An 11,935-nucleotide genomic window follows, 5' to 3' on the forward strand; every position below is an offset into this window, starting at 1 on the left:
CTGCCGCGCAATACCATGGCGAAGGTGCAGAAGAACGCGCTGCGCGAGCGCCATAGGGATGTGTTTGCGGCTGCGGATTGATCGGCGGCCGGGATCGCAGGCATCGTTCGAAACACTGCCCGGCGCCGGCCACTTGCCGCAGCTCGAGGCGACGGAACTCGTTCTGGAGAAGCTGAGTTCCTTTCTGTCACAGGAAGCGGGGGCTGACGAGAGCACGTTTGGAGCGGCGGATAGATACGTTCACTCGGCTTGCCGCTCTCGTGCCCTTACCGCGCGTTCACCTCACCCGGTTCCATGGCGTTTTACCCTCCCAAGGCCGTAGGCCCTAAGAAAAGGTTGTTTATGTCACCTATACTTTTTCGGGATCGGCGCAAGGATTGGCCGAGACGTTTCTGAGCCAAGGCTGTCCGGCGATCGTGACCAACGAGGTCGACCGGCGGGTAGAGCAGCCGCGATGTCATCTGAAGGTACACCCAGCCGGGAGCGCCACGCGACGACGTCGGTTCGGGGTTGGGTGTAAAGCTCGAGATCGGACCGCTGCTCGATCCATGCGGCCAGCCGCTCCGCATTCGCCATACATCGTCGATGCGCTCGGCCAGGCCTTCGCGGCCCCAAGCCAGCAACGTAGCCAGCAGCGGAACTGCAACGGCGCGGTGGGAGCCCGGGACACCAATATTAGGCACCGACAAATAGCCGTAACGCGGGCATCACGTCCGTAACGCGGGCATCACGTCATCTGCGCTGTGTGGGGCGGGTCCGTGCGGGGGGCGGGTCCGATAAGGGAAGATCTGTTAACCTTCCGATAGGCCCTTTATCCGTCCTATCGTCTCCGTCCTATCGTCGAGACGGGACAGTCGATCCTGACGTTCGGCACCGATGGGTTCGTCGATTTGCGCCAACAACTGCGGCAGAATCCTCAGGAGTTCTTCCGGATCCAATCAAGTGCCCCGGGGAAGGTCTTCGAGGACCTCATTATTCTCCGTTCGGCGACCGGGGAAGGCGACATCTCCCCTCCGGCCGATATTCGTCCCTTCGATGTGAGATCGGGCAAGCTGGTGTGGCAGTTCCATACCATCCCGCACCCTGGTGAGTATGGATATCACACGTGGCCGAAGGCGGCGTGGCGGTACGTCGGAGACGTGAACGCTTGGGGCGAAATGACGATCGATGAAGAACGTGGGATCGTTGACGTTCCACTCGGCTCGCCTACCTACGACTTCTACGGCGCCGATCTCGACGCACCGGGACAAGGGACCGTCCCTCCATCAACGCAGAGAGAACCGCAATGAAACTGTATATTTCGATACTCGGCCTGGGCCTCGCCGGATTGCTCGCCGTCCCGGGTGTGACCGAACGTTCCCGAGCCGAAGAAGAAGTCGACGTCCTTGTCGCCCCCTTACTGGAAACGTACGGCGCCGGGGCGGAGGGGCAAGTCCGAGATGCGGAGGAACCGGCCGCGGAAGCGGTCGCCGAGGCGGCGGAGACCAGCGATCGGGCCGCGTTCGACGAAGAGGCCGGTGTCGCCCTGGTCAATTCGAAGTGCACGACCTGCCACGATTTGAGCGCGGTCGGCGTCGAGCGCGGCGAGTACCCGCCCGAGGAGTGGGCCGAGACCGTCGACCGCATGATGGAATACGGCCTGATCCTGACGGAAGAAGAGTACGACCTGATTCTGGCGACGCTCGGGACACCCCCTGGCGGCGCGCCCGAGGATGAGACCGGCGGAGAAGAGACCGCCGGCGCCGAACCGGCGGAGGCGGAAGCAGCCCCTCCGGCCGGACGCAGAGGCGTGGGGGCCCCGGCCGGTGACCCGGTCGTGCAAGCCGCGTTTGCGGCCATGCGCGCGCCGCTGGACCGTCTCACGCCGGTCACCGACGCGATGCTGCGCAATCCGCCGCCTGGCGATTGGATCCACTGGCGACGCACGTACGACGGCTGGGGGTACGGCCCGCTCACGCAGATCAATCGCAACACGGTGAAAAACCTGAAGGTCGCGTGGACGTGGAGCCTGAATTCGAGCGCCGGAGCGGTGAACGAGTTCACGCCGCTCGTGCACGATGGCGTCATGTTCATGTGGAACTTCGGCGAGACGATTCAGGCGCTCGACGCGAAAACCGGCACCCTGCTCTGGCAGTACAGGCACCAACTGCCGGAGGACTACCCGTCGCTGCCTGGCTTCTTCCGGACGAAGCGGAGCCTCGCGATCGGCGGCAACAAGCTCATCGTGCCGACGATCGACATGCACGTCATTGCGCTGGACGTCAAGACGGGCGCCAAACTGTGGGATGTCGTCACCGATGACTACCACAACCTGCGCAATTACAACAGCGGCCCGCTCGTTATCAAGGACAAAGTGCTCGTCGGCGCCGGCAACTGCTCGCCCGGACACGCCAATTCAACGGGTGGCACCCACGGAGGAAAATTCCCGCCGGGCGGATGCTTCATCACCGGCCACGATCTCGAGACGGGGAAGGAACTGTGGCGCTTCAACACGATCGCGCACGCGGACGAACCCGGCGGGGACACGTGGAACAATCTGCCGGACGAGAAGCGCGGCGGCGCCGCCATCTGGCTGCCCGGGCAGTACGACCCGGAGCTGAATCTGACCTATTGGGGCACCGGGTCGCCCTCACCCTGGTCGACGGTGACGCGCGGCACTTTCGATGCGAAGGGGCTCTACATGAACTCCACGCTAGCGCTCAATCCCGACACCGGCGAGCTGGTCTGGCATTACCAGCACATCGGGGCCGATCCGTATGACCAGGACTACGCCTTCGAGCGGATCGTGGCGCCGGTGACCATCGAGGGGCGGACCCGCAAGGCCGTGATCACGGTTGGCAAGCCCGGGATTTTTGAAGCGCTGGATGCGGCGACCGGCGAATTCCTGTTCGCGCGCGATCCGGGTGCGCAGAACGTCGCCACAGCCATCGATCCGGTAACCGGAGTCAAGACGCTGCTCCCGGAACCCTTGCCCGAAGGCGTCAAGCGCTGCCCCGGCAACATCGGCGCCAGAAATTTCCCGGCTGGCTCGTATAGTCCGTCGACCAACCGGTATTACCTCCCGATCAATGACATCTGCATGGGGAAACAGGGTGACACGCCGGCCCGCTTTCTGGCGCTGGGCCTGACGACGCTGGAGTTCGCGTGGGACATCAAGTCACGGGTCCCGCAGTCGTCCGCTGTACTCACCACTGCGGGGGGCCTGGTGTTCTCGGCAACGCCGGATCGCTATTTCCGCGCGTTCGATGACCGCGACGGCAAGGTGCTATGGGAAAGCCCGCGTCTGAATGACATCCCGAACGCCTTTCCGATCTCCTACATGGTGGACGGCAAGCAGTACATCGCGATGCTTGTCGGGAATCCCGGCCTCCAGGGAAACAACGCCCTGAGGACGGCGCCTGAATTCGCAGCCCTGCGCGGCGCGTCATCGTCGGTGTTGTGGGTGTGGGAGCTGCCCTGAGACGCCGCCGCTTTGCTGTTCCCGTGCGCATGCCGCGGGCGTACGGGATGGGGAGAGTCTGCCGAGATTTGTCGAACAGCCGTTTCTCGACTTCGTTCCGTGCGGCTGGCTGGCCGGCGGCTTCGCCCGATTTCGCTGCGAGGACTGCGGGCTCGACCGGCTCGTGCCGTTTTCCTGCAAGAGCCGCGCGCTGTGTCCGAGCTGCGGTGGCCGACGCATGGCGGAGCGCGCCGCCCACCTCGTGGATCGGGTGTTCCCGGACGTGCCGGTCCGGCAGTGGCCTTCAGCAACGTAAGGACGCCCCGCGGCGCCCGATGTCGGGACTGTACCAATTTAGACATAGGGATCATACCAATTTCAGAATAGGGATTGTACCGGGTGGATTCGGGTGTTTCCTGCCACGCACCAGTTCGATTTGAGGCGCAGTTTCGCCCTAGACGAATGCCGTCGTGCCTTCGTCGCGCCAACCATCTATACTTCTACCCTGTAGTTGTACTAGCGTGCCAGCGCTCATCACGGCGATGATGGCAGAGTCTGATCGCTCGCCAGCACGCCTTCGTGCGCGGTAAACCGCAGTGGAGACGTGCCCCACAGGCCAGACGAATCTCCAGGAGAACGACTCATGGCATCCCCCACCACGACTCGACGGTACTGGAACGGTACGAGATACGGAACCTATACAGCGAGAGCCCTGATCTTCACGGTCGGGCTTCTTCTCACTGGTCCCATGGGAACGGCGCGACCCCAGGCGGCCGAGGGCGGCCCAGACGAGGGTCGCCTGCAGAGTGAACTGGACGAAGCTGCGGCGGTCGACACGATCGCCATCAATCCCTCGCTGCACCAGCAAAGGCTGACGGTGGACGAAGGGGCGCCGGACGATTACTTCGGCGGGGCGATCGCCGTCTCAGGCGACACGGCCCTCGTAGGGGCAGCCAACGGCGATGCCGAAAACATCAACGAGGGCACAGTCTATGTCTTCAGGCGGCGTCACGGGGTCTGGCGCCGGGAGGCCACGCTCACTGCGGACAACGGGACTCCGGGCGGTCTATTCGGCCACTCGGTCGCCCTCTCGCGCCACGGCGAGACCGCCCTGGTGGGGGCTCCCTGGATCAGCGTCGACGGCTACGGTGAGGGGGTGGCCTACGTCTTTACTCGTGACGGCTCGAAATGGAGCCAGCGGGCACAACTCCTCGTGGCTGGGGAGTGGAACGATGGATTCGGCTGGTCGGTCGCCATCTCGGACCACGGCGAGACTGCCCTGGTGGGGACACCCGCTGTTGACGTGGGCGACAACGACAACCAAGGCGTGGTCTATGTTTTCACCCGGAGCGACGGGGGCTGGAGCGAGCAGACGAAGCTCACGGCAGACGACGGAGCGCCGCGGGATTATTTCGGCCGCTCGGTGGCCCTCTCAGGCGATGGCGAGACCGCGCTGGTGGGGGCGCCGTCCGTGATCCGTGGTGACGAGGCCCGTCCAGGTTCGGCCTACGTCTTCGCCCGCAGTGACGATGGTTGGCGCCAGCAGACGAGGCTCACCGCAGCCGAAGTGACATCTGACGATCTGTTCGGCTGGTCGGTCGCGCTCTCTCGCAAGGGCCATACCGCGGTAGTGGGGGCGCCGGCGGCATTTAGCCCTTCTTCCGCGAGCCCCGGGGCGGCCTACGTCTTCACTCGCAGCGACGAGGCGTGGACTCAGCAGGCCACACTCACTGCAGACGACGGCGTGGCGGGTGACGAATTCGGTAGCTCGGTCGCCCTTTCGGGCGATATCGCACTAGTGGGGGCAGATTTCGCCGATCGGGATGACAACATCCCTCCTAACTTCAGGGGCGCGGCCTATGTCTTCACGCGTATGGGCGGATTCTGGGTCCAGCGGGCCAAGCTGAGCCCGGCCCAGGTGGTGGAGAGCGATCGTCGATTGGACTTCGGCAGGTCGGTCGCCCTGTCGCGCCACGGCGGCACGGCCCTGGTGGGGGCGCCCTTTGCCGACGTGGACGGTAACGCCGACCAGGGCGCGGTCTACGTCTTTCAAAGACGACACGGTCGTACTGACGACGATCACCCGTGAGCTCTCTCGTTTGGACGTCTCATCATGTACACGATATATCGCAACTGGCCGCGCGGCCAGCTCGGCATCGCTGTCGCGCAGCGCCTGTCGTGGATACGACCCAGAAACATCCAGACGGGCGACTGCGCTCTGCGCGGCAGGCAGTCTGTCCAGGCTCACGCGACGCCTGCATACTTCTCATCGTCGCCGCGATGGCCGCGACGCTCTGCGTGACGTCGATCCGTTGATCCCGCTGCGCTACGAGTGACGTGCTGTGTGGAGCGTTGTGTCGAGGTCGCGCGAGCCGGCTACGCATGATAGGATCCGGCCGTCGGTTGACGGGATCGTTCCCACCCAGGAAGGACCAACGTAGAGTCGGTGTTCCAACGACGAGCTACACACGAGCCGTCGCTCAACGCCTCCAGTCGCACTGCAAACGCAGTCGGTATCACTGCCGGAGCGGAAGCGAGCGTGCGGCAGCTCATCGAGCGCGGCGATCACAAAGCGGCGGTCGAACAAGCCAAGGACATTCATCGCGCCTCCCGCTCGGGTGCGTCGGAAGCGCTCCTGGTCGACGCGTACGCCGCGCGCATCGAGGAGCTCAGGCGGCGAAACCTGACGTTGGAGGCGCAGGCGCTCGTCGATCTCGTCTGCAAGCGGTATCCGTCTGCCAAGCGCCGATTCGCTGAGTTGCCTCGCGCGGCGCAAGGGCGCGCGCCGTCGCTCGTCGACCTCGTGCGGCCGCTGGCTGATCCGATGGTCGATGCCGACAAGCGTCTCGCGATTGAACAGGCGCTTCAGCGCGAGGTCACCGACCTCTCCGCGCTGGCCAGTTGCGAGACGCTCCCTGCTGCGCACCCACTGCGGCAGGCTGCCGCGGCGCTCGACCGTGCGTTCACTGCCGTCACCAGCGGCCCGGTCGCCGAGGAAGCGCTCTTGCTGCCAGAGGTGTCGCACCGCAGCCCTCTCGCCGCATGGAAGCTGCTCATCAAGGCCATCGCCGCCTTCCATCGCGGCGACGACGACGCTTGCCAGCAGTTTCTCGACCGTATCAAGCCGGACTCCGCGCCTGCACGCCTTGTGCCGCCGCTCCAGGCGATGATGCGGAACCAGGGGACCGGGTGTCATCCGGCTGCGAAGGCGCTCATCAGTGTCATTACCAGCGAGCGCGCGGCGTTTCAGCGTGCCCTCGACGACCTCGAACAGGCCTTCACCTCCGGTAGGAGGAGCCGCATCCTCAAGGCGATCCGTGCCGCGGTCCAGGCGTGCGAGCAGAGCGCTCCTGCCCAGCTCGAATCGCTCCGGCAGCACATCTCGATCCGTGCGGCGGCGGCCGATCTCGATCCCATGAAGGTCAGAGCAGCGATGGGCGGGCCGAGCCGCCATGACGCCACGTTCCTCCAACTGTTCGCCCGCGCGATGGAGGAGGCGCGGGATCCGGAGAAGATCTCGCTGGCCTGCCACCTCTGGGAGGAGTTCAAGCAGGCGGCGGTCAAGGAGGGGTGGTTTGCGGTCAACGGCGCCGAGGCGGCTGCGCTCGCGCTGCGCATTGCGGGCCTGCTCCAGCAACTGCCCGACGATCTTCTCCAGGAGCTTCAATGGTCGGCCGAGGCGAAGGCCAAGAAGACTGGCGAGACGTTCTCGTATTTGTACCCGGAGCAGATGTATCAACGCGCCTGTGCGCTCGACCCGCATCCAGCCGCGTTCTCGCAGTGGATGCAATGGGCGGCCCGGCGATCCGACGCCCAGGCCGAGCGGGTGGCGGAGGCCTGGCACAAGCTGCGTTCACGCGACATCGAGCCGCTCGTGCATCTGCTTCGCGCGACTGAAGCTCGCGGCGCGTTCAAGTTGGCGCTCGGCTACCTGACCAAGACGGAGCAGATCGACGGCCTCCACGCGGAGGTGCGTGACGCGCGGTTCCGCATTCTGGTGAAGAGCGCGCTCCGACATCTCGAGCGCAAGAAGCCGCACTTGGCCGCGGATGATGTCGGCGCGGGGGCGGCGCTTCCACAGGCGCAGCAGGGGGACCGGCCCGCCATCGTAGCGGCGCTGCGCACGGTGACGAGCGCGGCCTGTGGCCAAACAGACGCGGTGGATGTCGCGCGAGCCGAGGTCGAACATGCGCTGCAGAGTGAAGGGGCGGCGGCGCTGCTGATCTTCAGTCTGGCGTCCGCCTCGAAGCAGCGCGCAGTCCAACAGCGATGGCCGCTTGGCAGGCCGGCGCGACGCGAGCGGTCGTCCATGCCGATGGCAGTGGCCCGTGTCGCGGTGCTCTGCGCTGATGTGGGCGTACCACTGGAGGTGCCGCGCGCCTGGCTGACGGAGGTTGCGCGGCAACTCACGGAGAGCCAACACCTGCTCGATGTCGTCCAGCTTCACGTGCTGGGCGAAGCCGCATGCCAGGCCGATCATCTCGAGCTCGCATACGCGGCCTCCGCAGCGGGCCTCGAGCGAGGCGGTGCGACGGATCCGGGATTCCTGTTCCTCCGCGCGCGTTCGGTGATATTGCCTGAACCGGACCGCTGTCTCGTGTGCGCCTCGGCTGCGGCGGAGCTGGCGCGCCATGCTCGCGAAACGGAGCTCGTCGAGAACGCCGTGGAGCTGTGTCGAACGCTCGCAGGTTTCGACGGTGCGCTGCCGCTGACGCTCGATCAGGCACGTGATGTGCTCGGGCGGGAAAAGGCCGCACGGAAACCGCCACGAGGCAGTCACTCAGGGCCAAGCTATGACGACCTCCTTGGTGCGCCGTGCCAGTGTGCCGTGTGCCGGCGGAGGCGCGGCGAGGGCGTCGATCCATTCGAGGAGCTTGACGAAGAGGATGACCCGTTCGACATGGACATCCCACCGGGCATGCCACCTGCAATCGCGGAGATATTCATCGAAGTGGCCAAAGAGGCTGCCGCTCGCGGCCAATCGCTCGAGGAGTTCATGGCCGACCCACTGAACGAGCCGCCACGGCCGAAGCGCAGACGTAAGAAGGGAAGGCGGTGGTAATGGAGCCCGCAGAGATCTTGGGCGTCCCCGACCAAGCGACCGATGAGGAGATCCGTGCAGCGTATCTGCGGAGAGTCCGGGAATGCCCGCCCGACCGGTCGCCCGAGGAGTTCGAGCGGATTCGCGATGCCTACGAGACGCTGTGCGATCCGCGGCGACGTCTGCACCATCGGCTGTTCTCCGTGGATCCGACGCTGTCGCTGGCTGCACGTTTTGCCCGACACGCGCCGGAGCGGCGGTTCGTCGGGCCGGGGCCATGGCTGGACGTCCTGAAAGGTCAATGACCGGTCCTCGCAGGAGCCTCGCCACATGAACCGGAATGACATCGTCCGCCGGTTCGAAACCTGGTTGGACGAGGTGCTGTCCGCTGAGGATCCCCCGAACGGGATCGAGGCGGACATCTTGACGGCGCTGACGACCGATGACCCGCATCGCGACGCGCCCGCGGATCAGTCGAGCGACGCGTACACGCTGCGGGCCGCGATGACCACGCTCGCGCAGGAGGTCAAGCTCCAGGGGCGGGCATTCCAAACGCTTCAGCACACGCTGGAAGTCCAGGTCAACCGACTCACCGAAGAGAGTGGCGCCGTGTCTCGCGAACGCGAGGTCGAGCTCGAACGTCACATCGAGCGCCGGTGCCGTCGCCACGTTGTCGGCGCGCTCGTCGATCTGCGTGATCGCCTCACGCGCGGCCTCGACTCAGTACGCGCCGTCAGTCAAGACCTCTCGACACGCCGGGCGCGCCGCTGGCTCGCGCGCGCCGTGGCCACGTTGGGCGACGATGTGCCGGGCGAGACGCTGGCCGCATTGACGAGGGGCTACGAGCTCGGCCTCGAGCGCCTCGACCAAGCGCTCGACGAGCTCAACACGCATCTGATTCGTGGCGAAGGGGAACCGTTCGATCCCAGGCGCATGAACGCGATCGAGAAAGAGGCATCGAACCTCGTTCCGGAAGGGACCGTGCTCGAAGTCTATCGAACCGGGTACGAGTGGAGCGGCGAGGTCATTCGACCGGCCGAGGTCAAGGTCGCGGCCGCGCGAGCCGAGGGACGCACGACATGAGCGATCTGGTGGTGGGCATTGATTTGGGGACAACGAACTCGGAGATCGCCGCGTTCATGGATGGTGAGGTCCGCGTCCTGAGTATCGGCGCGACCAGTATGCTTCCGTCGGTCGTCGGGCTCTCGGCTTCCGGAGAGCTGCTCGTCGGTGAGCCCGCGCGCAACCAACAGGCGCTGTATCCAGAACGCACGATTCGCAGCATCAAGCGGCAGATGGGCAGCCAGGAGACGGTGGCGCTGGGCGACCGTGCGCTGACGCCACAAGAGGTCTCGGCGTTGATCCTGCGGGAGCTCGTCGAGTGGGCTCATCGCGCGCTTGGCCAACGTCCTGAGAAGGCGGTCATCACCGTTCCTGCGTACTTCTCCGATGCGCAGCGGAACGCCACGCGCGAAGCGGGCGCCCTCGCCGGTCTCGAGGTGGTGCGCATTCTGAACGAGCCGACGGCTGCAAGCCTCGCGTATGGGTACGGTGACGGATCACGCCACACGGTGCTGATCTACGACTTTGGTGGCGGCACCTTCGACGTCTCGGTCGTCACGATCGAAGGCGACGTCACTGAGGTGCTGTCCAGTCATGGGAACACGAGGCTCGGTGGTGACGACGTCGACGATGTGCTGGCCGCGCATCTCGCGCAGGCATTTCTGGACAAGCATGGCGTAGAGCTCCGAGGCGGCACCGCGGCCATGGCGAGGCTCTGGTGGGCTGCCGAGGAGGCCAAGAGAAAACTGAGCTTCGAGCCGTACGTGACCATTCGTGAGGAAGCGCTCGTCACCGCGGAGGGAACACCGTTGCACCTCGACATGGACATGTCGCGCGAGGAGCTCGAAGGCTTGACACGGGCGCTCGTCGAGCCGACGTTGGACAGCGCGTCGAAGGCGCTTCAGGACGCCGGCAAGACGCCGCGCGATCTCGACGCCGTGCTGCTCGTCGGCGGATCGACGCGCATGCCGCTCGTCGCCCAGCTGCTGAACGAGCACACCGGCCTCGACCCCCGCCAGGACGTCCACCCGGATCTCTGCGTGGCGCTTGGGGCGGGCGTGCTCGCCTCGCGTCTGGCGGGTCACACCGTCGAACGGGTTCTGGTCGATGTGTCGCCCTACTCGTTCGGCATCTCCTACCTGGGCGATCGTGGTGGCGTGCCATATCCCCACTGCTATCGTCCCATCATCCGCCGGAACACGCCGTTGCCGCTGACGCGCACGGAACGGTATGCGACGAGCTATCCCTATCAGACCGACGTCGACGTCCACGTGTATCAAGGAGACGATGAGGACGCCCTGAAGAATATCGTGGTTGGAGACTTCCACGTGGAGGGTCTGACGCCTACCGACGGGCCCAACGAGGTGCTCTGCCGCATGCGCCTCGATCTCGACGGCATTCTGGAGGTCACGGCCGTGGAGAAGCAAACGGGCAAGTCGAAGCACATCACGATTGCCAATGCGCTCCGCGCGAAGAGTGCGGAAGAAATCGCCGCCGGGCAGGCGCGCATTCGAGAGCTGTACGAACGGCGCGGCCCCGTCGTCGAGGAGCAGGAGGACGATGCGTGGACCTCCCGCGACCTTGACGCAGAGGCTCTCGACGTCACCGCTGCTGCGCGTGGCAGCGGACCCGGCTCGACGACCGGTGTCGATGAGCCCGCCCTGCGCCGCGGCGCCATGCACGCGCACGCCCTGGTGGAACGCTCGCGGCGGCTGTTCGATCGGATGCACGCGGAGGATCGCGAGGAAGCGATCGCGCTCCACGAGCGGATCCAGGCTGCCATCGACGCTGGAAGCGCCGACAAGCTACAGGCAACGACCGCTGCGCTCCGTGAGTTGTTGTTCTTCGTCGAGGGCAATCCTGAGTGAGCGTCGCCCCTCACTGCCCGGTCTGCCGAGCGCGCTTTCGAGGTGCGCGCCTCTGCTCGCGGTGTGGGGCGGATCTCGAGCCGTTGATGCGGTTGGCCGCGAAGGCCTGGCGGCTGCGTGAAGCGGCACGGGAGTCGCTCGAGCAAGGGGACTTCACGCGAGCGTTCGAGCAGGCATCCGACGCACAACGCATCCACCGCACGCCGCGTGGCGCGTCGCTGCAACGATTGAGTGCGTGGCTGAGCGCGCCGTTGGTCGTCCCGCTCGACGAACAACGTTGAGACTGTCTCACCTGACCATCAACCACCAGCCTTCAGGCGCTCGCGTACTCGACCACGTCGAGCGTCACACAAGATAGTCCATTGCCAGAAGTGACTACCGATCACTTGGCTCGAACAGATTCATTGATGACGTCGTTCAGAAATTGGCCTCATTGCCATTCCGACAAAATGTTGCCAACAATTTTGCCTCTGTCAAGGCGAAATAGAAATGTCCCCGTTCTTAGCGAAATAGAAATGTCCCCTC

9 protein-coding genes and 1 pseudogene are annotated in these 11,935 nt (G+C 65.3%); all 10 read left to right on the top strand.

Annotation, left to right across the window (positions count from 1 at the left end):
- The first annotated feature begins 97 nt into the window (after positions 1-97).
- The 10 genes and pseudogenes from GEV06_26580 to GEV06_26625 all read left to right on the top strand — a co-directional run bounded on the left by GEV06_26580 (position 98) and on the right by GEV06_26625 (position 11,691).
- Positions 98-193 (top strand): annotated as a pseudogene (locus GEV06_26580) (alpha/beta hydrolase).
- A gap of 697 nt (positions 194-890) precedes the next feature.
- A complete protein-coding gene (locus tag GEV06_26585) occupies positions 891-1,289 on the top strand; it encodes a hypothetical protein (protein MPZ21429.1) in 399 nt (132 codons plus the stop codon).
- Positions 1,286-3,460: a PQQ-binding-like beta-propeller repeat protein gene (locus GEV06_26590; GenBank protein ID MPZ21430.1), complete on the top strand. Its 2,175-nt coding sequence runs from the start codon at positions 1,286-1,288 to the stop codon at positions 3,458-3,460. The genes GEV06_26585 and GEV06_26590 overlap by 4 nt, the downstream gene beginning before the upstream one ends.
- Positions 3,399-3,755 (top strand): hypothetical protein, encoded by a 357-nt coding sequence (locus GEV06_26595; GenBank protein ID MPZ21431.1) that lies wholly within the window; start codon positions 3,399-3,401, stop codon positions 3,753-3,755. Before GEV06_26590 ends, GEV06_26595 begins: the two co-directional genes overlap by 62 nt.
- A 327-nt stretch (positions 3,756-4,082) precedes the next feature.
- A complete protein-coding gene (locus GEV06_26600) occupies positions 4,083-5,528 on the top strand; it encodes a hypothetical protein (GenBank protein ID MPZ21432.1) in 1,446 nt (481 codons plus the stop codon).
- A 450-nt stretch (positions 5,529-5,978) separates the two neighbouring features.
- A complete protein-coding gene (locus GEV06_26605) occupies positions 5,979-8,501 on the top strand; it encodes a hypothetical protein (GenBank protein MPZ21433.1) in 2,523 nt (840 codons plus the stop codon).
- Complete coding sequence (locus GEV06_26610; GenBank protein MPZ21434.1) at positions 8,501-8,785, top strand: DnaJ domain-containing protein; 285 nt, start codon at positions 8,501-8,503, stop codon at positions 8,783-8,785. The genes GEV06_26605 and GEV06_26610 overlap by 1 nt, the downstream gene beginning before the upstream one ends.
- Before the next feature lie 25 nt (positions 8,786-8,810).
- The gene (gene grpE, locus GEV06_26615; protein MPZ21435.1) at positions 8,811-9,563 is read left to right on the top strand and encodes a nucleotide exchange factor GrpE; all 753 of its coding nucleotides are present in this window, start codon (positions 8,811-8,813) and stop codon (positions 9,561-9,563) included.
- On the top strand, positions 9,560-11,410 hold the full coding sequence (locus GEV06_26620) for an Hsp70 family protein (GenBank protein ID MPZ21436.1): 1,851 nt from the start codon (positions 9,560-9,562) through the stop codon (positions 11,408-11,410). The genes grpE and GEV06_26620 overlap by 4 nt, the downstream gene beginning before the upstream one ends.
- Positions 11,411-11,496: 86 nt before the next feature.
- Positions 11,497-11,691 carry a hypothetical protein gene (locus GEV06_26625; GenBank protein ID MPZ21437.1) on the top strand — a complete coding sequence of 65 codons (195 nt, stop codon included), beginning with the start codon at positions 11,497-11,499 and terminating at the stop codon, positions 11,689-11,691.
- Positions 11,692-11,935: the final 244 nt, after the last annotated feature.

The sequence above is a fragment of the Luteitalea sp. genome (assembly GCA_009377605.1).
Lineage (GTDB): Bacteria > Acidobacteriota > Vicinamibacteria > Vicinamibacterales > Vicinamibacteraceae > WHTT01.